Origin of the sequence: Mesorhizobium sp. CA5, from assembly GCF_020165105.1 — a bacterium.
Classification (GTDB): domain Bacteria; phylum Pseudomonadota; class Alphaproteobacteria; order Rhizobiales; family Rhizobiaceae; genus Mesorhizobium.
Window position 1 is genome coordinate 238,096 of the sequence record NZ_JAIUHJ010000004.1, and the last position, 22,468, is coordinate 260,563.

Sequence of the window (22,468 nt, forward strand, 5' to 3'; positions counted from 1 at the left end):
CGCAATTCCGTACCGAAAACCGTTCCTGGAATTGCGCCGGCGTGCCTCAGTTCTTCTTCAAGAACTTGTCGATGTTCGCCGGAGTGACGAGCTGGAACGGGATATAGACTTTGTGTTCCACCTTTTCGCCCTTGGCGAGCTTCAGCGCGGCGTCGAGCGCACCGGCGCCTTGGCCGGCAGCGTCCTGGAAGACCGTCACGTCGAGATCGCCTGCCTGCATCGCGGCCAACGCATCCTGGGTGGCGTCGACGCCGCCGACGACCACCGACTTCATGTCGATGTTGGCGGCCTTCATCGCCTGGATGGCGCCGATGGCGCTTTCGTCGTTGTTGGCAATAACGCCGTCGAACGCCTTGCCCGACGACAGCCAGTTGGTCATCAGGTTCTGCGCCTGGTCACGATCCCAGTTCGAGGTCTGCTTGTCGATGATCTTGATGAAGCTGCAGTCCGGCGTGGCGATGACTTCCTCGATGTCCTTGGTGCGCTGCACCGCGGCCTGGTTCGAGAGCTCGCCCATGATCACGTAGACATTGGCTTCCTTCTTGCCGGCTTCCTTGAACAGGCGGCAGGCTTCCTTGGTCTCGAGCGTGCCGGATTCCGCCTCGTTCGACGCGACGAAAGCCTGGTTGTCCGGCAGCTGGTCGACATTGACCGGCTGGCGGTTGACATAGACCAGCGGGATCTTGGCCGCGGCGGCCGCGTCCGACATTGCCTGGGTGGCCGAGGTATCGACCGGATTGACGATGATGGCGTCGACGCCCGAGGCGGCGAAGTTCTTGATCTGGTCGAGCTGCTTGGCCACGTCGTTCTGCGCGTCCTCAACCTGCAATTCGACACCGCTCATGCCCTTGGCCTGCGCGATCATGCCGTTGCGCAGCACGGTCAGGAAGTTGTCGTCGAACTTGGCCATCGAAACGCCGATCTTGGCGGCGAAGGCGGATGAACACATCAGCGCCGAAAGCGCGACGCCCAAAAGCAGTTTCTTCATTTTATTCTCCTCCACTTGGTGTCCGGCTGCACCCATTGAACCGGAATCCCCGGTTTGCCCGGGGAATCTCTCCCTGCGGCCATGCGGCGTCCCAACTCGACTGGAACGCCTCTTCCTCCGTTCGCACAGGCGTTCCGGAACGAAAGAACCAAAAAGCCTAGTTAGTGAAATATTTATTCCATTTCGTTTTGGAAACGTCAAGGGCGATTCCGACGAGATTGGCCGGTTTTTCGGTCCCGATCGTCGAAACCAGAGCCCGAATCGAAGCAAATCGTCATGAAAGAATCCATCAGCCTGATGGATTCTTGCACATCGACCATCGCAAACGCCGGGAATTGGCTGAAGCCGCCCCAAACTCGTCATTCTATGGCGAAGCGAGGAGCGAATCGACGCGATGGGCGTTTCGACCAATCTCCAACGCGTGCCGCCTGCCAACGCAAACGGGCGACCGATCACAATTCCTGCGCTGGAGCTTCTAGATGTTTTCCGGCAGATAGATATCGAAGGGCAGGAAGGTCTGCCCCGGCGCATTGGCGGCGCCGCTTTCGATGGCATGGGCCATCAGCCCCAGGAGTTCCCGGCAGAGCGCGGCGAGCGGCGTCGAGATCACCATGGTGAGGATGTTGTCGGCAAGTGCTGCGCGCGAGACGGCGTTGATCTCGTTGCAGATGACGACCGGCATAACCGCTGGGTTTGCCGTTCTCAGCGCCGAGACGGCGCCTTCCATGCCGCCGCCGGCGACATAGCAACCGGCAAGATCGGGATGGCGCGCCAGAAGATCGAGCATGGCGTCATGCGTCACGTCATTCGCCTCCAGGTTGACCAGCGTCTCCATCACGGTGAAATCCGGCGCGTGCTCGCGGAAATAGGAGCGGAAGCCGATCTCGCGCAGCTCGTGGCCATGGAAGCGGTGGCTGCCGACGAAGAGCGCCACCTTGCCCGGCTTCCTGGCGGCCTTGGCGATCATCCATGCGGCGCTGCGTCCGACCTTGCGGTTGTCGAGACCGACATAGCCCTCGCGGATGCCGGCGGCAAAATCGGACAGCAGGGAGAAGACCGGCTGCCCCCTCGCCTTCAGTGCCTCCACCACCGCCGTCAGCGTCGGGTGATCCGGGCCGACAACGGCGATGGCTCTCGACTTGGCCGCCAGCCTGCGCATCTGGCCCGCAATCTCATCGGGCGCCAGCGACGTGGCGAAGTCGATCGCGGCAGTGCCGCGGAAACGTTGCGACTGCGAAACCGCCAGCTCGAGCTCCCTGGCAAAATCGCCATAGAAGACGTCATTGCCCCTCAGCAGCAGGAAGCCGAGCCGGTATTCCGGCAATTCCTGGCGCATGCGCTGCTTGATCAGCCCCGCCGCGTGGTAGCCGATCTCGGTGGCGGCCTCATACACCCGGCGCGCCGTCTCCTCGCGCACCGGCAGGCGGCTGTTCAGCACCCTGTCGACGGTGGCGACACTGACGCCCGAGACGCGCGCGAGATCGCTAATGGTCGGCCGCTTTGCCATGAATGCTCCATTGCTTGTCCGACTTAGGATATCTCACTCTGATAGGAAATGATAGAAACTATCTTCCTGATGTTGAGACTATCATGAGCCGGCGGTATGGTGAAGTGGAAGCCGGCCATGAACGAGCCCAGACCTGCTAAAACCGTTCGCCAGGCGCTGTTGGAGGAACCTCAATGACGGCCATGACGTCTTCGTCGGCGTCGCCACGCGACTACAGCCTGACCGGCCGCGACGCCAAGCTCGCGGTCGAGAACGGGCTGGCGGCGGCCGAGTGGTACCATACCGAGATCCCGCGCAAGCAGATGAAGGAGCTGATGCAGCGCTCCGACCAGCCGGCGATGCGCGACACTATCATCTGGCTCGGCGCGCTTATCCTCAGCGGCGCGGGCGGCGCCTGGTTCTGGGGCAGCTGGTGGTGCGTGCCATTCTTCTTCGTCTATGGCACGCTCTATGGCTCCTCGACCGATTCCCGCTGGCACGAATGCGGCCATGGCACGGCCTTCCGCACCCAGTGGATGAACGACGCCGTCTACCAGCTCGCCTGCTTCATGATCATGCGCAATCCGGTGACATGGCGCTGGAGCCATACACGCCACCATACCGACACCATCATCGTCGGCCGCGATCCCGAAATCGCCGTCATGCGGCCGCCGGATCTGCTGCGCGTTGTCTTGAACTTCTTCGGCATTCTCGACGCATGGCATGCCATGACCGACATGCTGCGCAACGCCGCCGGCGTCATCAGCGCGGCGGAAAAGACCTTCATCCCCGAACAGGAACAGCCGAAGGCCATCCGCGTCGCCCGCATATGGCTCGCCATCTATATGGCGACCATCGCCCTGGCGCTCTATCTGCATTCCTGGCTGCCGCTGCTGCTGATCGGCCTGCCCCGCCTCTACGGCGCCTGGCATCACGTCATGACCGGCCTGCTGCAGCATGGCGGGCTGGCCGAGAACGTCATCGATCACCGGCTGAACAGCCGCACCGTCTACATGAACCCGGTCAGCCGCTTCGTCTATTGGAACATGAATTACCATGTGGAGCACCACATGTTCCCGATGGTGCCCTACCACGCGCTGCCGAAGCTGCATGAGATGATCAAGCACGATCTGCCGGCGCCGACGCCGTCGATCCTGGCCGGCTATCGCGAGATGATCCCGGCCTTCCTGCGCCAGCTGCGCAATGAGGATTATTTCCTCAAGCGCGCGCTGCCGCCGACGGCGAAGCCCTACCGGGAAGAGCTGCACAACGACAACCCGGTGGCGGCCGCGGCCGAATAGCGTAACCAACCGATTTCGCGGAGGACGAGATGAGCGACTGGGTCGAGGCCTGCGCGGCCGGGGACATCGATGAGGAGGACGTGATGCGGTTCGACCATGCCGGACGCACCTTCGCCATCTACCGCAGCCCGGACGACGAATATTTCGCGACCGACGGGCTGTGCACGCATGAAAAGGTGCATCTGGCCGACGGGCTGGTGATGGACGACATCATCGAATGCCCGAAGCACAATGGCCGCTTCAACTACAAGACCGGTAACGCGCGCGGCGCGCCGGTCTGCGTCAGCCTCAGGACCTATCCGGTCAAGGTCGACGCCGGCAAAGTTCTTGTTCAGGTCGGGTGACGCTGATGACGGGAGGAATGGTGGTCATCGGAGCCGGCGAATGCGGCGGGCGCGCCGCGCTCGCCCTGCGCGATCTCGGCTTCGAGGGGCCGGTGACGCTGGTCGGCGACGAGCCGCATCTGCCATATGAGCGGCCGCCGCTGTCGAAGGAAGCGATGACCGGCGAGGCGCCGGCCATCAAAGTGATCGCCACCGACGCGCTGTTCGCCGAACGCTCGATCCGCCACATCCATTCTGTTCGGGCCGTCGCGGTCGATCGTGCCGCGCATGTCGTGCAACTGTCGGACGGATCCTCCCTGCCATATCAAAAGCTTTTGCTGGCGACCGGATCCGTGCCGCGCACGCTGCCGATGCCGGGTCTCGGGGAGCGTTGCGTCTATCTCAGGACGTTCAACGATGCTTTGGCCATTCGCGCTCATCTCAGCGCCGGCAACCGCGTCGCCATCATCGGCGGCGGCTTCATTGGCCTCGAGCTTGCCGCCGCGGCGCGCAAGCTAGGCGCGATCGTCGCCGTCATCGAGGCGCAGCCGCGCATCCTGATGCGCGGCGTGCCGGCCGAAATCGCCGAGATCATCCACAAGGCGCATCAGGCCGAGGGCGTTGCGATCCGCACCGGCCAGGGGATAGCGGCGATCGCCGATGACGGCGCGGAGGTCAGCATCACGCTGGCCGACGGGCAGGCCATCGTCGCCGATCTCGCGGTGATCGGCATCGGCGCCGTGCCGGTGACGGCGCTTGCCGCCGAGGCGGGGCTGGCCATCGACAACGGCATCGCGGTCGACGAGCAGTTGCGCACCGCCGATCCGGATATCTTCGCCGCGGGCGATTGCTGCTCGTTCCCGCTTGCCGTCTATGGCGGACGGCGCGTGCGTCTCGAAGCCTGGCGCAACGCCCAGGAACAGGGCGCCTTGGCCGCGAAGAACATGCTGGGCGCCGGCGAGGCGCATGCCGCCGTGCCGTGGTTCTGGTCGGATCAGTATGGGCTGACCCTGCAGATCGCCGGGCTGTCCGACGAAGGCAAGAGCACCGTGCGGCGCGACCTCGACGACGGCGCCTTCATCCTGTTCCACCTGGCCGAGGATGGCAGGCTGGTCGCCGCCAGCGGCATCGGCCCCGGCAATGCGGTGGCGCGCGACATCCGGCTGGCGGAAATGCTGATCGCCAAGCGGGCGAGCCCGGCGCCGGAAGCGCTCGGCTCGCAAGCGGTCAAGCTGAAGTCGCTGCTGGCTGCGTGAACTGGCGCGCCAATTGTTGATCGCGGCGCCGCCCCTCATCTGCCTGCCGGCATATCCTTCGTCATTCTAGGGCGGAGCAAGGAGCGAAGCGACGCGCGCAGACCCTAGAATGACGAAAGGATGGGGTCGCGGGTCTTGAGGGGCAGCGCGAATGTGACGCGCCTAAAACAGCGCCTTCAGCTCATCCAGCTTGTCGTTGACCAACCAGCCGTAATAGTTTTCCTCGGGCAGCTTTTCCGGTTCGCCGGCGGCGCGGCGCTTGTCGTTCTCGGCCTTCAGAGCATAAGCGCGCTCTTCGGGGTTGCCGACATTGTAGAGCGTGGCGGTGAGGCCCGGATTTTTCGAGATGTCGAAGCCGGCGATGCCGCGGTAGGCGTCGATGGACTTCCTGATGGTCGCGGCGACATAAGGCAGCGTCAGGTCCGGGTCCATGATGGTCTTATAGACGGCATTAGGATCGCCGACGTCGAGCCTGGGCAGGCCCGAGACCTTGTGCACGAGGTCGCTCATCTGCAACGCAGTCAGCGGGTTCAACTGGCCGAGGCCGAAGGTCTGGCCGGCATAATAAGGCTGAAAGAAGGTGGCGCCGAAGCGATCGTTGGGGAAATCCTCGCCGCCGACGCTCTTGCCGCGGAAGGCGCGGTTCCACACCTGCTCGCGGCATTCCCAAAGGTCGTAGCTGTCGTCCATGCCGGCGCATTTCTCGAATTCCGGCCGCTGGATGAAATCCGAGACGTCCTCGCCGTGATAGGCGAAAGAGAGCTTGCTCGACAAATAGGAGATCGCCTTCACGTAATAGGTCTGCAGGCGGTCATAAGCGTCGACATTGTAGGTATGCTCGCCGACGATGGCGCCGACGATATGCATGGGATCGATACCGTAGGCTGCTGCCGCCTTCCTGATCTTGCCGCGCAGCTCGGCATCGTTCTGCAACAGCGCGTAGACCTTGCGGTACTTGGCCTGGAAGGTGGTGTTGGTGGCCTGGGTGCGCCGGCTGGAGGCGCCTGGAATATCCGGCTGCACGCTGTTGCGGTTGCCCGGGGGCACGATGGTCGCGGCATCGGCGGTTGCCACCGCCGCCGCCAGGGCCATGCCGAGAAAAAGCAGGATAAGTTTCTTCATACGCCGCCGCCTTCGAATGCGCGGCAAACTAGGTAAAGCGCATGGCAGAGTCGAGAGAAGGCTTCGAGCCGTGCGCGAAAATGGTGGCCAGATGCTTCCATTTGGCCACACTTTGGATTGGAAGGGCGTTTCAGGCCGGCCTGAGCCGGCCCGAAATCGGGGCATTGGGCGGGCGTTTCAGGCCGGCTCGAAGGCCAGCCCAAAACCCAGATAGAGCTTAAAGAATAAACCGCGACAGGTCGGTGTTGCGCGACAGGTCGCCGACATGCTTCTCGACATAGGCGGCGTCGATGGTGACCGCCGTGCCGTGGCGGTCGGGCGCGTCGTAGGAAATCTCGTCCAGCACACGCTCCATCACCGTCTGCAGGCGCCGGGCGCCGATGTTCTCGACGCTGGCGTTGAGATCGACGGCGATGCCGGCAAGCGAATCGATGGCGTCGTCGGTGAAGGTCAGCTCGACGCCTTCGGTCTTCATCAACGCGATATACTGCTTGATGAGGCTCGCCTCAGTCTCGGTGAGGATGCGGATGAAATCCGCCTTCTCCAGCGCGCGCAGCTCGACACGGATCGGCAGGCGGCCCTGCAGCTCGGGCAGCAGGTCGGACGGTTTGGAGACATGGAAGGCGCCCGAAGCGATGAACAATATATGGTCGGTCTTGATCGGCCCATATTTGGTCGCGACCGTGGTGCCTTCGACCAGCGGCAGCAGGTCGCGCTGCACGCCTTCGCGCGACGGGCCGCCCGAAATGTCGCTTCTTGCGGCGATCTTGTCGATCTCGTCGAGGAAGACGATGCCGTCATTCTCGGCCGATTCCAGCGCCCTGCGCACCACCTCGTCCTGGTCGAGCAGCTTGTCGGACTCGTCGTTGACCAACAGCGCATAGGAATCGCGCACCGTGGTCTTGCGGGTCTTCGTCCTGCGGCCGCCCATGGCCTTCGAAAGCATGTCGTTGATGTTGAGCACGCCGACGTTGGCGCCCGGCATGCCGGGAATCTCAAAGCCGGGCATGCCGCCGGTGCCGGTGTCGGCCACCTCGATCTCGATCTCCTTGTCGTCGAGCTCGCCATCGCGCAGCTTCTTGCGGAAGGAGTCGCGGGTCGCCGGGCTCGCCGTCTTGCCGACCAGCGCTTCCAGCACGCGTTCCTCGGCGTTGATCTGGGCGCGCGCGGCGACGTCCTCGCGCATCTTCTCGCGCGTCAGGCCGATGGCGACCTCGACGAGATCGCGCACGATCTGCTCGACATCGCGGCCGACATAACCGACCTCGGTGAATTTCGTGGCCTCGACCTTGACGAAGGGCGCGCCGGCGAGCCGCGCCAGACGCCGCGAGATCTCGGTCTTGCCGACCCCGGTCGGGCCGATCATCAGGATGTTCTTCGGCATCACCTCTTCGCGCATCTGGCCTTCCAGCTGCTGGCGGCGCCAGCGGTTGCGCAAGGCAATGGCCACGGCGCGCTTGGCGTCCTTCTGGCCGATGATGAAGCGATCGAGTTCCGAAACGATTTCGCGGGGAGAAAAGGTGCTCATATTACTCAAATTCCACTTTGCCACTGCCTGATAAACTCGAACGGATGCAGCAGCATGATCACGTTGAGCGTCAGATTGTCCCGGATGATGTAACCCGTGCCGAACTCGAAGATGAGCGCCAGGGCCACGACCACCCATATAGGTAGCTTTCGCGCCATCACAAATCCCAGCGCCATGAACAGCGTGTCGGACACCGAGTTGATGATCGAGTCGCCGTAATAGTTGAGCGAGATGGTGCCGGCACGGTAGCGGTCAATGATGAAGGGGCTGTTTTCCAGGATCTCCCAGCCGGCTTCGATGAGTACGGCGAAGGCGAGCCTTAAGCCCACCGGCGAGCGCGGGAACAGCGCCCAGGCCAGCGCATAGAACAGGAAGCCGTGGATGATGTGCGAGAATGTGTACCAGTCGGCGATGTGCTGGGAGTTCTCCGAACTGTTGACCACGCCGTGCCAGAGCTTGACGTAGCCGCAGGTGCAGATCGGCGGATGGCCCATGCCGTACAAGGCGCCTGCCTGGAAGGTTATCAAAGCAAGCACGAGCAGCAGGCCCATGCGCCAGCTGTCTTCATAGGCCGAAAGCGTCTTGTCCCCTCCGGATGCGGTCATTCAATCAGTCCCCCAGATGTTCATCGTCGTTGGCCGAATCGACGGCCATCAGCACGACGTCCCCATATTGCGAATGCCTGCGGCCGATCGGCCTGAAGCCGGCCTTCTCATAGGCGCGGATGGCGCGGCCATTGTCGGGATGCGGATCGATGATGACGCGCGGCGCGCCTTCCTCCAAAAGCTCCTCGACGAACTGGCGCAGGATGGCCGAGCCATGGCCGATGCCGACCAGTTCCGGCGGGCCGATCGTGAGGTCGATGCCCAGCGTGCCGAAGGGCTGGTCGGCATAGGGATGGTCGTCCTCCATATGCGGATCATAGCTCTGCAGATAGGCGATCGGCCTGCCGTCGAGCTCGACGATCAGCGGCTCCACCGAAACCGAATCGATATGCTCGCGGATCTCGGCGATTTCCTTTTCCGGATCGTCCCACCATGCGGCGACATGCGGCTCGCGCAGCCAGCCGGCGATCATCGGCAGGTCTTTTTCCGTGACCGGCCGAAAATCATAGCTATCTTCCTGTTCGACCATGATCTTATCCGAAAACCGGCGGCCACCCTTCGGGATCATGGTCGTTCAAGCGGCATCGAGCGTTTCGACGACAAAATTGTTGTTGGTGTAGACGCAGATGTCGGACGCGATCTGCATGGCCTTGCGGGCGATCTCCTCGGCATCCTTGTCGGTGTCGATCAGCGCGCGTGCCGCGGCCAGCGCGTAATTGCCGCCGGAGCCGATGGCCATGACGCCATGTTCGGGCTCCAGCACGTCGCCATTGCCGGTCAGCGCCAGCGAGACCGACTTGTCGGCGACCAGCATCATGGCTTCCAGCCGGCGCAGATAGCGATCGGTGCGCCAATCCTTGGCGAGCTCGACGCAGGCGCGCGTCAGCTGGTCCGGATATTGCTCGAGCTTGGCTTCGAGCCGCTCGAGCAGGGTGAAGGCGTCGGCGGTAGCGCCGGCGAAGCCGGCAATGACGCTGCCGCCCTTGCCAATGCGGCGCACCTTGCGGGCGTTGCCCTTCATGATCGTCTGGCCGAGGCTGACCTGGCCGTCGCCGGCGATCACGACCTTGTTGCCCTTGCGCACGCTGATGATGGTCGTGGCGTGCATGGTGAGTTCATTCGACATTTGAGCTCCGATGCGCGCTATCCCTTGAAAAGGCGATTGGCGCGGTACGAGTGAGTTTGATCGGCCATATGTATGCATAGGGCCAACGATTGCAAACCACCTCAGGCCGAGCCGATAGCGGCCGGAATGGCAACTGGCAATCGCCGGATCATGCTGATAGAAGGCTTTCGTTTTCAAGCCCTGGCGCCTCCAAGCAGGGCAACAAGGACAAAGCGATGACGCGTTCGGCCGAAGTCAGCCGCAAGACCAAGGAAACCGAGATTTCGGTCTCCGTCGATGTCGACGGCAAGGGAAAATCCGACATTTCGACCGGCGTCGGCTTCTTCGACCATATGCTCGACCAGCTGTCGCGGCATTCGCTGATCGACATGACGGTCAAGGCCAAGGGCGACCTGCATATCGACGACCACCACACGGTCGAGGACACCGGCATCGCGATCGGCCAGGCGCTGAGCAAGGCGCTGGGCGAACGGCGCGGCATCATGCGCTATGCCTCGATCGACCTTGCCATGGACGAGACGCTGACCAGGGCGGCGATCGACGTGTCGGGCCGGCCCTTCCTGGTCTGGAATGTGGGCTTCTCGTCGCCGAAGATCGGCACGTTCGACACTGAGCTGGTGCGCGAGTTCTTTCAGGCGCTGACGCAGAATGCCGGCGTCACGCTGCATGTGGCCAACCATTACGGCGCCAACAACCATCATATCGCCGAAACGTGCTTCAAGGCGGTGGCGCGGGCGTTGCGCGCGGCGCTAGAGCCCGATCCGCGCCAGCCCGACGCGGTGCCTTCCACCAAGGGATCCCTGAAAGGATAGCCCTATGGCGATCTATGTCGTGATGGCGCCGCCGGCCGGCAACAAAGCCGAGGACGCAATTTTCGTGCGCGACAGCTTCACCTGGCTGGGTTTCCTGGTCGCGCCGCTCTGGCTCGCCTGGCACCGGATGTGGATCGAGGCGGCTCTGACCTTCATCGTCATGGCGATCCTGTCGGTGGCCGGCGAGAGGCTCGGGCTTGAGGGGGCCGGATCGCTGCTGTCGCTGCTGGTCTCGCTCTATGTCGGCTTCGAAGGCCAGGGCCTGAGGATCGCCTCGCTGCGGCGGCGCGGCTGGCGCGAATGGGGCGTGATCGAGGCCGGCAATCTCGCCGATGCCGAGACGCGCCATGCGCTGGAAACCGGCGAGGAGAGCGAGGAGCAGCCTCTGCCGCGCATCGTGCCGGATGCATCGCAGGCACGTCCGCCGCAGACAGGCATGGCGCTCGGCCTGACTCATACGCCTGGAAGGCCCTGACATGCGGGTGGCAATCATCGACTACGGCTCGGGCAATCTGCGCTCGGCCACCAAGGCCTTCGAGCGCGCCGCGCATGAGGCAGGCCTTGCCGCGACGATCGAGCTGACGGCCGACGCCGAGCGCGTGCGTTCCGCCGACCGCATCGTGCTGCCGGGCGTCGGCGCCTATGCCGACTGCGCCGCCGGCCTGAATGCGGTGGCAGGCATGTGGGAGGCGGTGGAAGAGGTCGCGCTTCGTAAGGGGCGGCCTTTCCTCGGTATCTGCGTCGGCATGCAGCTGATGTCGCAACGCGGGTTGGAGAAGACCGTCACCAATGGGCTCGGCTGGATCGCCGGCGACGTTAAGGAGATCACGCCGTCCGATCCGGCGCTGAAGATCCCGCAGATCGGCTGGAACACGATCGAACTCCAACGCAAGCACCCACTGTTTTCCGGCATCGAGACCGGCCCGAAGGGGCTGCACGCCTATTTCGTCCATTCCTATCATCTGGACGCGAAGAATTCGGGCGAAGTGCTGGCGACGACCGATTATGGCGGCGCGGTGACGGCGGCCGTCGCCCGCGACAACCTTGCCGGCACGCAGTTCCACCCCGAGAAGAGCCAAGCGCTCGGCCTGGCCCTGATCACCAATTTCCTGAAGTGGAGGCCCTGACAATGAGCAAGAAGGGCTATTGGATGGCAATGATCGATGTCCGCGATCCGGATGTCTACAAGCAGTATATCGACGCGAATGCCGTCGCTTTCGCGAAATACGGCGCAAAGTTCCCGGTCCGCGCGGGACGCTACGAGAGTCCGGAAGGGCCGACCGGCAACCGTCACGTGCTGGTGGAGTTCGAGTCCTACGACAAGGCGATCGAATGCTACCATTCGCCTGAATATCAGCATGCCTCGAAGTTCCGGCTCGCCGCTTCGACCGGCCATTTCGTCATTGTCGAGGGCGCCTGACCGATGATCCTGTTTCCCGCCATCGACCTCAAGGACGGAAAGTGCGTGCGCCTGAAGCATGGCGACATGGCCACCGCCACCATCTACAACGACGACCCCGCCGCACAGGCCAAGGCCTTCGAGGACCAGGGTTTCGAGTGGCTGCATGTCGTCGACCTCAACGGCGCCTTCAAGGGCCAAAGCGTCAATTCGGCGGCGGTCGGCGCCATTCTGAAGGCGACGAAGAATCCCGTGCAGCTCGGCGGCGGCATCCGCACCTTGCCGCAGATCGAGGATTGGCTGGATCGCGGCCTGACGCGCGTTATCCTCGGCACCGTGGCGGTGCGCGAACCCGACCTGGTCAAGGAGGCCTGCAAGGCCTTTCCCGGGAAAATAGCCGTCGGCATCGACGCCAAGGGCGGCAAGGTCGCGGTCGAAGGCTGGGCCGAGGCCTCCGAGCTCGGCGTCATCGAGCTGGCGAAGAAATTCGAGGGCGCCGGCGTCGCCGCCATCATCTACACCGACATCGACCGCGACGGCGTGCTTTCCGGCATCAACTGGGATTCGACCATCGACCTCGCCGAGGCCGTGTCGATTCCGGTGATCGCCTCCGGCGGCCTCGCCTCGATCGCCGACATCGTGCGCATGACCATGCCCGACGCGCAAAAACTCGAAGGCGCGATCTCCGGCCGCGCCCTGTATGACGGACGTATCGACCCGGCCGAGGCGCTGGCGATCCTGCGCGGCGAGCGGACGGGGGCAACAGCGTGAACATTTCGATCATTCTGGCCTCCTATGACAGCGGCCATTTCCACGGCGGCTGCGGCCAGGGCCCGGACGCGCTGATTTCGGGCGGGCTGGCCGAGGCGCTGAAGCTCGCCGGGCACGATGTCGAGGTGAGCGACATCGGCAAGGTGGTCGAGGACGAAGCCGAGCGCGAGATCGGCACCGGATTTGCGGTCTGCAATGCCGTTTCGGGCGAAGTCCGCATGGCGCTGGACAGGAAGCGGTTTCCAATCGTGCTGGCCGGCAACTGCCTGACCGCCGCCGGCGCCGTGGCAGGTGCCGGCGCCGACGCCATCATCTGGGCCGACCAGCATGGCGACCTCAACACGCCGGAAACTACCACAACGGGCTTTCTCGACGGCATGGCGCTGGCCACCGTGCTGGGCCTGTGCTGGCGATCGATAGCGGCGCAGATCCCGGGCTTCAAGCCGATCGATCCGTCGCGCTGCGTTCTGGTCAACGCGCGCGACCTCGACAGCGCGGAAAAGGAACTGCTGGAAAAGCTGCCGATCATCCGGACCGAATGCCCGGACTGGAAGAGCGCGGCGCAAAGGCTGAAGGCCGACGGCGCGCGCCAGGTTCACATGCATGTCGACCTTGACGTGCATGACCCCGAGAAGCTGCAGGCCAATCGCTACACCACGCCCGGGGGTCCGGCTCCCGAGCAGCTGCGCACCGCCATGTGCGGCCTCGCCGGGCCGCTCGCCATCGCCGGGCTCACCATCTCCGCCTACGATCCGGCCTTCGATCCCAAGGGCGACGTGCCGCCGCTGGTCGGCGCGCTGGTGGTCGACCTGCTCTCGACGCTGGAGCGCAAGTGATGCTCAAGGCCCGCGTCATCCCTTGCCTCGACGTCAAGAACGGCCGCGTGGTCAAGGGCGTCAATTTCGTCGACCTCGTCGATGCCGGCGACCCGGTCGAGGCCGCCAAGGCTTATGATGCCGCAGGCGCCGACGAGCTCTGCTTCCTCGACATCACCGCCTCGTCCGACAATCGCGAGACGATATTCGACGTGGTTGCCCGAACTGCCGAGCAGTGCTTCATGCCGCTCACCGTCGGCGGCGGCGTGCGCCAGGTGGCCGACATCCGCAAGCTGCTCCTGGCCGGCGCCGACAAGGTGTCGATCAACACGGCGGCGGTGAAGAACCCGGATTTCGTCGCGGAAGCCGCCGATAAATTCGGCAACCAGTGCATCGTCGTGGCGATCGACGCCAAGAAGGTATCAGCGCAAGGCGAGACCGACCGCTGGGAGATCTTTACCCATGGCGGACGCGAGAAAACCGGCATCGACGCGGTCGAATTCGCGCAACGCATGGTCGAGCGCGGCGCCGGCGAGATCCTTTTGACTTCGATGGACCGCGACGGCACCAAGGCCGGTTACGATATCGCGCTCACCCGCGCGATTGCCGACGCCGTGCGTGTGCCGGTGATCGCTTCCGGCGGCGTCGGAACACTCGATCACCTGGTCGAGGGTATCCGCGACGGCCATGCGGGCGCGGTGCTCGCCGCCTCGATCTTCCATTTCGGCACCTACACCATCGCCGAAGCCAAGACGCATATGGCCAGGGCCGGCCTGCCGATGCGGCTGGACTCGGCCGCCCATCGGACTTAAACCGCTGCTATGGCTCAATTTTCACTCGCCGAGCTGGAAACGATCATCCATCAGCGCGCCCATTCCGGCGACGCCGACTCATGGACGGCGAAGCTGTTCGCCAAAGGCATCGACAAGGCGGCGCAGAAGCTCGGCGAGGAAGCCGTCGAGACGGTGATTGCCGCCGTCAAGGGGGACAAGAAAGCCGTCGTTTCGGAAAGCGCCGATCTTATATATCATTGGCTGGTCGTCCTTGGCATCGCGGGCATTCCGCTTGACGACGTGCTGAAGGAGCTTGAGGGCCGAACCAGCCGCTCGGGTACCGCCGAAAAGGCGTCCCGGCCCCAGGGCTGATCGAAAGAGAGAGCATGATGTCGCCCGAAAACGGCTTCGCACTTTTCGGCGGCACGCTCTAGGAGGGCAGGAAACCCGATGGACCAGCTGGCTCCGACCGAGAAGTATTCCCCCTATCGATTCTTCTCCGCCGAGCAATGGTCGCAGTTTCGCGCCGACACGCCGCTGACGCTGACCGGGGACGAGATCGACCGGCTGCGCTCGCTCAACGACCCGGTCGACCTCGAAGAGGTCAAGCGCATCTACCTCTCGCTGTCCCGGCTGCTTTCGGCCCATGTCGAGGCAAGCCAGCTGCTGTTTCGGCAGCGCCAGGCCTTTTTCAACGCGCAGGACGTCGTCAAGACACCCTTCATCATCGGCATTGCCGGCTCGGTCGCGGTCGGCAAGTCGACCACGGCGCGCGTGCTGAAGGAGCTTCTGGCGCGCTGGCCGTCGAGCCCGAAAGTCGACCTCATCACCACCGACGGCTTCCTGTTGCCCAACGAGATCCTGCGCCGCGAGAATCTCATGGAGCGCAAGGGGTTCCCCGAGAGCTACGACGTCGGCGCGCTGCTCAGGTTCCTGTCAGGCATCAAGTCGGCACAAAGCAGCGTCCGGGCGCCGGTCTATTCGCACCTGACCTACGACGTGATTCCCGGCGAGTTCGTCACCATCGACCGGCCGGACATACTGATCTTCGAAGGCATCAACGTCCTGCAGCCGGGCAAGCTGCCGAAGGACGGCAAGATCGTGCCGTTCCTGTCCGACTTCTTCGATTTCGCCATCTATATCGATGCCGACGAGAAGCTGATCCATCAATGGTACATCCAGCGTTTCATGCGGCTGCGCGAAACCGCCTTCCGCAATCCGGATTCCTTCTTCCACCGCTATTCGCAGCTCTCCGAGGATGCCGCGCGGGCCATCGCCGAGGGGCTGTGGGCCAACATCAACCTGAAGAACCTGCGCGAGAACATTCTGCCGACCAGGGCGCGGGCCGACCTCATCCTGCGCAAGGGCACCAACCACCTGATCGAGGAAGTGGCGTTAAGGAAATTGTGAACCCCTTAACGGCGCCTTAGGCAATCCCGACTAGCGTTGCCAGCCAAACTCCAGCGGGTGTCGGGAGGCAACCGGTGATCAATGCGGGCAATGCCGCGGGACGCGAGCCCCGGTCTATTCACTGGTCATTTCGGGCTTCAATGCAGAGGCGGCGCTGCCGCTATTTGTCCGGCGGGATGAGCCTAACTCGACAAGCTCGACGCCAGCGCCGGAGCAGCGTTTTCCTATTGCGGGCATCGCTGCGTGACCTTCATGCCTGACGGTGCGCTTGGCGTCGAAATCTTCCGCTTCGCCTGTGCAACCGGGGCCGGATTCCTCCTCTCCGTTGGGCTGGCCGCAATTCTCACCGATCTCGCCGGATACCTGTCGTCGGCGCCGGTGGCGCTGGCTTCTTCCATTCTAGCGCCGGTTCTGAACTTCGCAGTCTTACGCAAGTTTGTCTTCGGCGCTCCCATGGGCGCCAACGGCCCCCTCTGCCCCGAAGGAGAGAGCCGATGACCGCCGTGCTCGACAGACCGACAGCAGACGCGCCTATCGGCGAAGCGCGCAGCATGTGGGCATGGACCGTGATACTTTGCCTGCTGGTCCTGGCGGCCGCCATTCCATGGCAGATGCGATGGGGCGTCATACCAGACACGAGTTGGGTGATCACCCTGTGCGAGAAGATGCTTGCCGGATCACGGCTCTATGTCGACGTGTTCGAAGTCAATCCGCCTTTCACGCCTTGGATGTTCATGCCGGTCGTGGCACTGGCGCACAAGGTCGGCATGTCGCCGGAGGTGGCGGTTCATGCCTACAGCTATGCGATTTGCCTGGCAGGATTGGGGTTTGCCGGGCTGATCGCCAGACAGGCCGGTCTTGCCGAGAACCGCGCGCTGTTTCAAATGTTGCCGCTGTTCCTGGCCCTGCTTGTCATCTTCCCGGGCAATGCTTTCACCGAACGGGAGCAACTGGGGATCGCGTTGTTTTTGCCGATGCTGGTGCTGACGGCGTGGCGCGCGGCGCCTATCGAAGGACGCGTGCCGAGTATCCTGACGGCGGTTCTTGCCGGGCTTAGCGGCAGCGTGCTGGTTCTGGTGAAGCCCTATTATGCACTGGTCGTGCTCGTTCCGGCGTTCTACGCGGCCTGGAGCCGCCGGTCGATCCGGATGCTTTTCGCCGTCGAGAACTGGGCGATCGGCCTGGTCTGCGTCGCCTATGTCGTTGCCGTCCAGTATTTCTATCCGGAATTCCTGAGCGTCGTCTATCCGATGCTGGCCGACACCTATATGCGGATGCAGAAGATGCAGGCGCTGCTGGAGATCTATGTGCCGATCTATGTGGTCGCTCTTGCCGCGCTACATCTTCTTAGACCGGGATTGCCTTTGTCGCCACTGGTCACCGTGTTCACGCTTGCTTCGCTGGCTGCGACCGTGCCGCTGATCTACCAGGCAAAAGGCTGGCCCTATCACGCGTTTCCGGCCTTCAGTCTGATTCTGGCGGCCCTCCTGCTGAGGATGGCGCAAGCTGCCCCGGCGACATACAAGTCGCCGGGCACGGCAATGGAACTGGTGCTCAAGGTGCTGCTGGCTGTCATCATTGCCGCCGCCGCCATTCCGTTCATGCAGACACAGAAGCTCAGTGCAGAGTTTGTCGCCAAGCTTAAAGCCGCTGCTCCTCAGCCGACCGTCGCGCTAGTCGGCGCCGACATCTCGGGAGGCCATCCTCTTACCCGCATGCTCGGCGGGACATGGATTTCACGCCATTGCAACGACTGGCTGGGTGAATCGGCGCGTTATCTTTCAGGCATCGCAAGCCGGAACGGCGACCAGGAGGCGGCGTCCCACTACCGGCAGATCGCCGATCGCTACATCGAGAGCAAGATCGCCGAACTCGAGACCCAGAAGCCTGCCATGATAATCGTCGAGAAAAAGGACAGGGACTGGAATGCGGAGCTTGCCCAGTGGCAAGACTACACCAACTTCCTGCGACGCTATCAGCAAATTGCCGAGGATGACGAAGTGCAGGTGTTGCTGCGCAATACAGGAACTGCCCAGGCAGAGTGATCCGCAGCCGTCCTTTCGGGAGAGGTCGCGACGAACTTTTGAACGACGGCTGCCGGTTAAAGCGCGCTTAACTGCCGGTCCGTTAGAAACTAAGCCACAAACGCTGTACTGCTATTGAGGCTCCCGGCATGGATGCGCCATTGGTTGCTTCAGGCGAGCAGGCCGATCTGCGGCCCCGTCAGGCCGGAACTGCATTTCGCCTTGGCCTGCCGGCTGCCGCAACATTGTTGATCGCCCTCTATGCGATCGTCGTCTCGCGCCTCTTGCCGGGCAATGTCGACGTATCGTGGCTGCTGACCGTCGGCGACCGCGTGCTGAGCGGCGAACGCCTCTATGTCGACGTCGCCGAGGCCAATCCGCCCTTTTCGACTTGGCTCTATCTGCCATTCCTAATTCTTGAGCGGTTGACCGGGCTTTCGGCGGAGCTCTGGGTGGGGCTCGGCATGGTAGTGCTGGCAATCGGTTCGGTCTGGCTTTCAGCTCGAATCCTTGTATGTGCCGACCAAACGCTGACGCGATTCGTCTGGGCAGTTCCGGCCTTGGTGTTTCTTCTGCTTGCGCTGTCGCCGGCGGATTTCGGCCAGCGCGAACAAATCGCAGTCATCTGCCTTTTGCCTTGGCTGGCGCTGCTTGCGGCACGCGACCGGACAGCGGATTTCCGCGCCGGCAGCACGCCCGAGCGGCTTGCCGCCGGGATTGGCGCCGCGATTTTCGTGATGATCAAACCGCCCTTCAGCGTGCTGGCGCTGGCTGCGCCGGTGCTGGTCCTTGCCGCGCAGCGACGCTCGGCGCGGCCTCTGCTGACGACCGAGAATGTCTTCGGCGCTGTTTTGACCGTCGCCTATCTGGTCGTGCTTGTGGTTTTCATGCAGCCCTTCTTCACCGATGTCCTGCCTTTGCTGCGCGAGGTCTATTTGCCGATGCGCTTGCCGGTCGTCGACATGTTGATGCTCTTGCCGGTGAAGATTTTCGTGGCCATGGCCGCGGCAACGTTGGCCATGGCTTACCCTGACCGGCCCGATCGCGATGCGAAGATTCTGCTGCTGGCAGGTGTTGGCTATGTCCCTGGGTTTGTCGTCTTGGGCAAAGGCTGGACCTATCAGGCGATGCCGTTCCTGACGCTCGGCATGTTGGCCTTTGTGCTCCAGTTGATCCGGTTGCGGCCACAGCGCGACCTGCCTGTGCTGGCAAGGGCGGGTGTCGGGTTCGGTCTGCTTTTGCTCGTAACGACCGTCGCGCCACGGCAAGGCCTGGCATTCGTCGAACCGCGTGGCGATCTCGACGCGGCGACGGCCGTCATCAACCGGATCGCCGATCACCCGACCTTTATATCGATCGGCTCGGCGCTGCAGATCGGCAATCCGCTCGTCCGGATGACCGGCGCTCGCATGGTTGGGCGCCACCCGTCCGGCTGGATGGTCAATGATGCCCAGGTCCTGGTCGAGTCTGGGCCGGATATCGCGACCCGCCTCAGGCTCGAAGCCTTGCGCGCGGATTACACGCAGGCGATCGCCAGTGAGTTGGCCACGAAACGGCCCGATATCGTTGCCGATGACGGAACCGCAGGACCGGACGTACCGATAAAGCTCCATCTGACGCAGCCGCACGCAACGGCGCCGTTGCGTGACAGCCCTTTGATCGCAAAGGCTTTGCAGGACTATCGTCTGCTCTATCAGAACGCCTCCGTAACCCTGTTCATCCGCAGCGATATCGCCGAACGCAATTAGGGCGGCACTGGCTAATCGAGATCAATTGGCGCTTAAACGATGTCTCCTTTCTGGCTGCCCTGGCGGGACTGATGCTGGCCGGCGCGGGGGTGCGCCGCCCGTTTCAGGGAAGGACCGGCGCTTCTCGCGCTTGCCCCCGCCGCCTATGCGATGCCGGTGCTGTTTCCCGGCAATGTTTCAGCGAGCGTGAGCATATCGGCGTCGCGCTTTTCCTGCCGCTGATGTCATTGATGTCGTGGTGCGCGCGGGGCGAGGTACGGGTGCGACAGCGCAACGCAGGAATTAGCCAGGCACGACGACCCGCGACCGCCTCAAATTGACATGGCCGTCATTCTTCATACTTCCTGCGGCGAACGGAAGGCTGCGGCAAGCCGCCGAGCCTATCGCTGCGCACGTATCTTGGAATTGCTTCAGGCTAGGGACGGTTCTCCCGAGAGTTCAGCCTTCCGGCCTCTCGTCCATATCGAATGCAGCATCCACGCGGCAAGAAACAGCGGGATCAGGACAGCGACGCAATATCCGCCCCAGGTGAAAAAATTCACGACGAAAGGCGCGAGCCAGCAAATCGCCAGGATCAGCCGAGGCGGCCTGGAAACCATCGCGGCGAGCATCGCCACCGCTACGGCCACACCGATCGTGTCGTAGGTGTAGCCATAGGGCGTGGCCAGGATCGCAAGGACAGCAGTAAGCACCACGCGTTCCTGATGCGAGACCACGCGGCCCGGCCGCCAGAGCCAGATCGCCGCGGCGATGGAAGCGATGGTCGCGACCGCCTGCACGCCATAGGCGGAGGTCACCCCGGCGCCGAAAGCTCTCGCCGTGAAGAACACCGTTATCGCGTTGTACTGATAGGGCTGCGGATAAGGCGCCTCCATGATCGCCGTCATCAAGGGGCGGGTTTCGGTCAGGAACAGGCGCCAGACATCGAAGCCAAAGAACAGGCCAGTGGCGAGGGCGATCACGACGCTGGTGCCGATCGCCGCGAGAATGGCGCGCCAGTTGCCGCTGGCGAGCAGGCAGAAGGGCACGAGAATGCCGAGATGCGGTTTGATCGTCAGCAGGCCGAACAGGATTCCGGCCAGCAGCGGACGCCTTGGCGCCACGGCGAGGCCTCCGATCAACAGCGCGGCGGTCAGCGCGCCGTTCTGGCCGAACAAGGAGTTCCAGATAACCGCCGGGCTCAAGACAATCGCCAGTTCCAGCGCCGCTCCGAGCTTCAGCGGCCGGACAGCCAGCCACAGGCACAGCACGGTCCCGACCGTCCAGATCAGATAGGCAGGCAGGATCGGCAAGGTGGCAAGCGGAACGCCGAGCAGGAGGATGTTCGGCGGATAGCTCCATTCCTGATTTGGAAGGTCGGGTGAGAACATCGCGCGCAGCGCCGCGCGGTAGGCCTCCACGTCGAAGAGAACGGCAACGTGGCCCTCGATGGCCATGCGCGAACCTGCCCAGAGGTTGGTGAAATCCCAGTAGGGGAGCCTGTGCGACAGCGCGGAAAAGCCTCGGCTGTCCAAGGTCCACAGAAAGCTCAGGTAGAACCAAGTCATCCATGCGGCGATGATCGACACGACCGTGACAATGGCCACGTCCAAAAGGCTCCTGGTCCTGATCCAATCCGGTTGCATGGCGATCTCGGTTATAGCAACCGCGATTGTAGCCCAGGTGTCCTTAAGATCGTCTTGCCCCAATATGCTCAGCCAGGCACCGTCACCCGCCGCAGCGTCAGATTGATGCGGCCGCCGTTCTTCAGCAACGCCGATGTCGCCGGATAGATGCGGTCGACACCGTGGAAGGCGAGGCGGCCTTCGCCGCCAAGCACGACGACGTCGCCGCTCTTCAGCCTGAACGACTTGGTGCCGCCATCGCGCCTGTCCTGGCCGACCCGGAACAGGCAGTCGTCGCCCAGTGAGACCGACACCACGGGCGCGGCGAAATTCTGTTCGTCGCGGTCCTGATGCAGGCCCATTTTGGCATCCGCCGAATAGAAGTTGACCAGGCATGCCTCGGGCGGATGCTGATAGGCCGAGACCTCGCGCCATAATTCCAGCAGGGCTTCCGGGATCGCCGGCCAGGGCTCGCCGGTCACCGGATGCGTCGGCTGATAGCGATAGCCGCGCTCCTTGTCGGTCACCCAGCCAAGCGCGCCGCAATTGGTCATGCGCACGCTCATCTCCTTGCCGGTGCGCGGCATGGCCGGCACGTAGAGGGGTGCGGCCTGCACGACGCGCCTGATCTCCTCGACCAGCGCTTCCTGGGCCGGGCGCGCGAGGTAGCCCGGCATATGGCGGACGCCTTTGGGCAGAACGAGCATGGATCGATCCGTTGCTCCCTAGAGCCGGATGGTTTCGGGTCTGTTCGACATGAAATCTGAATCCGTCTCTAAATCAGAGAGATAGGGCATGATGTCCCGAAAACCGCTTCACACTGGTCGGCATCATGCTCCAAGCCATGCCATCCTTCAAAGAAGGCGGCGACCCGAAACCAGCGGCTTTGGCCGGATCAGTCGCTTTCCACCCGACCGCGCAGCTTCTTCACCGTCGACCGGCCTGCCTTGCTTTTCAGGCGGCGCTCCACGGCGCCTTTGGACGGCCTGGTCTTCTTGCGCGGCGGAGGCGGCGGCTCGGCCGCCTTGGCGATCAATGCAGTCAGCCGCGCCCGCGCGTCGGCGCGGTTCTGCTCCTGGGTGCGAAAGCGGCCTGCCTCGATGACGATGACGCCGTCCTTGGTGGCGCGCTGGCCGGCCAGCTTGATGGCGCGCTCGCGCACGCGCTCGGACAGGCCGGACGCGTTCGCCGCGTCGAAGCGCAGCTGCACGGCGGTGGCCACCTTGTTGACGTTCTGGCCGCCCGGACCGGACGAGCGGATGAAGTCCTCATGCAGGTCGCCAGGATGGATGACCGCTTCGCCGGAGATGATGATATCGTCGTCGCTTGCCATGCACGCACTCATGACGCGACGGCGGCAAAAAGAAAAGGCCCGGC

Annotated in this window: 24 protein-coding genes and 1 pseudogene; 15 read left to right on the forward strand and 10 right to left on the reverse strand. The window is 63.4% G+C overall.

Annotated features, from left to right (window positions below; all coding sequences use genetic code 11):
• Window positions 1–46: 46 nt before the first annotated feature.
• Together LB529_RS07755 and LB529_RS07760 are read right to left on the reverse strand one after the other, a co-directional pair.
• Window positions 47–988 (reverse strand): sugar ABC transporter substrate-binding protein, encoded by a 942-nt coding sequence (locus tag LB529_RS07755; RefSeq protein ID WP_140543282.1) that lies wholly within the window; start codon window positions 986–988, stop codon window positions 47–49.
• A 475-nt stretch (window positions 989–1,463) separates the two neighbouring features.
• Window positions 1,464–2,495 carry a LacI family DNA-binding transcriptional regulator gene (locus LB529_RS07760; protein ID WP_224514940.1) on the reverse strand — a complete coding sequence of 344 codons (1,032 nt, stop codon included), beginning with the start codon at window positions 2,493–2,495 and terminating at the stop codon, window positions 1,464–1,466.
• A gap of 173 nt (window positions 2,496–2,668) precedes the next feature.
• Here LB529_RS07760 and LB529_RS07765 point away from each other — a divergent pair, with 173 nt between their 5' ends.
• The 3 genes from LB529_RS07765 to LB529_RS07775 are packed head-to-tail and all read left to right on the forward strand — an operon-like array spanning window position 2,669 to window position 5,354.
• Window positions 2,669–3,775, forward strand: coding sequence for a fatty acid desaturase family protein (locus LB529_RS07765; protein ID WP_224710729.1), 1,107 nt, complete (start codon window positions 2,669–2,671; stop codon window positions 3,773–3,775).
• Window positions 3,776–3,804: 29 nt separating this feature from the next.
• Entirely contained in the window at window positions 3,805–4,119 is a 315-nt protein-coding gene (locus tag LB529_RS07770; protein ID WP_224710730.1) for a MocE family 2Fe-2S type ferredoxin, read from the forward strand.
• A gap of 5 nt (window positions 4,120–4,124) precedes the next feature.
• Entirely contained in the window at window positions 4,125–5,354 is a 1,230-nt protein-coding gene (locus LB529_RS07775; protein ID WP_224710731.1) for an NAD(P)/FAD-dependent oxidoreductase, read from the forward strand.
• Window positions 5,355–5,516: 162 nt separating this feature from the next.
• Here the strand turns inward: LB529_RS07775 and LB529_RS07780 are convergent, their stop codons facing one another.
• From LB529_RS07780 to hslV, 5 genes are all read right to left on the reverse strand, one after another.
• On the reverse strand, window positions 5,517–6,476 hold the full coding sequence (locus LB529_RS07780; RefSeq protein ID WP_224629882.1) for a DUF1402 family protein: 960 nt from the start codon (window positions 6,474–6,476) through the stop codon (window positions 5,517–5,519).
• 217 nt (window positions 6,477–6,693) lie between these two features.
• Complete coding sequence (gene hslU / locus LB529_RS07785; protein WP_224546353.1) at window positions 6,694–8,004, reverse strand: ATP-dependent protease ATPase subunit HslU; 1,311 nt, start codon at window positions 8,002–8,004, stop codon at window positions 6,694–6,696.
• 5 nt (window positions 8,005–8,009) lie between these two features.
• Complete coding sequence (locus LB529_RS07790; protein ID WP_224710732.1) at window positions 8,010–8,609, reverse strand: DUF2585 domain-containing protein; 600 nt, start codon at window positions 8,607–8,609, stop codon at window positions 8,010–8,012.
• Between the two features lie 4 nt (window positions 8,610–8,613).
• Complete coding sequence (locus LB529_RS07795; RefSeq protein ID WP_224708667.1) at window positions 8,614–9,138, reverse strand: GNAT family N-acetyltransferase; 525 nt, start codon at window positions 9,136–9,138, stop codon at window positions 8,614–8,616.
• A gap of 45 nt (window positions 9,139–9,183) precedes the next feature.
• The gene (hslV, locus tag LB529_RS07800) at window positions 9,184–9,735 is read right to left on the reverse strand and encodes an ATP-dependent protease subunit HslV (protein ID WP_040986886.1); all 552 of its coding nucleotides are present in this window, start codon (window positions 9,733–9,735) and stop codon (window positions 9,184–9,186) included.
• Between the two features lie 215 nt (window positions 9,736–9,950).
• On the opposite strand from hslV, the gene hisB reads away from it, so the two are divergent.
• The 12 genes and pseudogenes from hisB to LB529_RS07860 all read left to right on the forward strand — a co-directional run bounded on the left by hisB (window position 9,951) and on the right by LB529_RS07860 (window position 19,487).
• On the forward strand, window positions 9,951–10,547 hold the full coding sequence (gene hisB, locus LB529_RS07805; RefSeq protein ID WP_224710733.1) for an imidazoleglycerol-phosphate dehydratase HisB: 597 nt from the start codon (window positions 9,951–9,953) through the stop codon (window positions 10,545–10,547).
• A gap of 4 nt (window positions 10,548–10,551) precedes the next feature.
• Entirely contained in the window at window positions 10,552–11,022 is a 471-nt protein-coding gene (locus LB529_RS07810; protein WP_224710734.1) for a DUF2628 domain-containing protein, read from the forward strand.
• A gap of 1 nt (window position 11,023) precedes the next feature.
• Window positions 11,024–11,674 (forward strand): imidazole glycerol phosphate synthase subunit HisH, encoded by a 651-nt coding sequence (hisH, locus tag LB529_RS07815; RefSeq protein ID WP_224710735.1) that lies wholly within the window; start codon window positions 11,024–11,026, stop codon window positions 11,672–11,674.
• 2 nt (window positions 11,675–11,676) lie between these two features.
• Window positions 11,677–11,967 (forward strand): DUF1330 domain-containing protein, encoded by a 291-nt coding sequence (locus LB529_RS07820; protein ID WP_095768012.1) that lies wholly within the window; start codon window positions 11,677–11,679, stop codon window positions 11,965–11,967.
• Between the two features lie 3 nt (window positions 11,968–11,970).
• Window positions 11,971–12,717 carry a 1-(5-phosphoribosyl)-5-[(5-phosphoribosylamino)methylideneamino]imidazole-4-carboxamide isomerase gene (gene hisA / locus LB529_RS07825; RefSeq protein WP_224710736.1) on the forward strand — a complete coding sequence of 249 codons (747 nt, stop codon included), beginning with the start codon at window positions 11,971–11,973 and terminating at the stop codon, window positions 12,715–12,717.
• Window positions 12,714–13,553 carry an arginase family protein gene (locus LB529_RS07830; RefSeq protein ID WP_224710737.1) on the forward strand — a complete coding sequence of 280 codons (840 nt, stop codon included), beginning with the start codon at window positions 12,714–12,716 and terminating at the stop codon, window positions 13,551–13,553. The genes hisA and LB529_RS07830 overlap by 4 nt, the downstream gene beginning before the upstream one ends.
• A complete protein-coding gene (gene hisF, locus LB529_RS07835) occupies window positions 13,553–14,344 on the forward strand; it encodes an imidazole glycerol phosphate synthase subunit HisF (RefSeq protein ID WP_224525967.1) in 792 nt (263 codons plus the stop codon). The genes LB529_RS07830 and hisF overlap by 1 nt, the downstream gene beginning before the upstream one ends.
• 9 nt (window positions 14,345–14,353) lie before the next feature.
• Window positions 14,354–14,677 carry a phosphoribosyl-ATP diphosphatase gene (locus LB529_RS07840; protein ID WP_224710738.1) on the forward strand — a complete coding sequence of 108 codons (324 nt, stop codon included), beginning with the start codon at window positions 14,354–14,356 and terminating at the stop codon, window positions 14,675–14,677.
• 78 nt (window positions 14,678–14,755) lie between these two features.
• The gene (gene coaA / locus LB529_RS07845; RefSeq protein WP_140843531.1) at window positions 14,756–15,715 is read left to right on the forward strand and encodes a type I pantothenate kinase; all 960 of its coding nucleotides are present in this window, start codon (window positions 14,756–14,758) and stop codon (window positions 15,713–15,715) included.
• Window positions 15,716–15,934: 219 nt separating this feature from the next.
• Window positions 15,935–16,213: pseudogene (locus tag LB529_RS07850) on the forward strand (GtrA family protein); the annotation flags it as partial.
• Entirely contained in the window at window positions 16,210–17,760 is a 1,551-nt protein-coding gene (locus LB529_RS07855) for a hypothetical protein (protein WP_224710740.1), read from the forward strand. The pseudogene LB529_RS07850 and the gene LB529_RS07855, both read left to right, overlap by 4 nt.
• Before the next feature lie 140 nt (window positions 17,761–17,900).
• On the forward strand, window positions 17,901–19,487 hold the full coding sequence (locus LB529_RS07860) for a hypothetical protein (protein ID WP_224710741.1): 1,587 nt from the start codon (window positions 17,901–17,903) through the stop codon (window positions 19,485–19,487).
• Window positions 19,488–19,897: 410 nt separating this feature from the next.
• Here LB529_RS07860 and LB529_RS07865 read toward each other — a convergent pair whose 3' ends face one another.
• The 3 genes from LB529_RS07865 to arfB all read right to left on the reverse strand — a co-directional run bounded on the left by LB529_RS07865 (window position 19,898) and on the right by arfB (window position 22,424).
• Window positions 19,898–21,073 (reverse strand): glycosyltransferase family 87 protein, encoded by a 1,176-nt coding sequence (locus tag LB529_RS07865; RefSeq protein ID WP_224546330.1) that lies wholly within the window; start codon window positions 21,071–21,073, stop codon window positions 19,898–19,900.
• 107 nt (window positions 21,074–21,180) lie between these two features.
• Window positions 21,181–21,798 carry an alpha-ketoglutarate-dependent dioxygenase AlkB family protein gene (locus LB529_RS07870; protein ID WP_224710742.1) on the reverse strand — a complete coding sequence of 206 codons (618 nt, stop codon included), beginning with the start codon at window positions 21,796–21,798 and terminating at the stop codon, window positions 21,181–21,183.
• Window positions 21,799–21,986: 188 nt separating this feature from the next.
• Window positions 21,987–22,424 (reverse strand): alternative ribosome rescue aminoacyl-tRNA hydrolase ArfB, encoded by a 438-nt coding sequence (arfB, locus tag LB529_RS07875; RefSeq protein WP_224525984.1) that lies wholly within the window; start codon window positions 22,422–22,424, stop codon window positions 21,987–21,989.
• Between the last annotated feature and the right edge of the window lie 44 nt (window positions 22,425–22,468).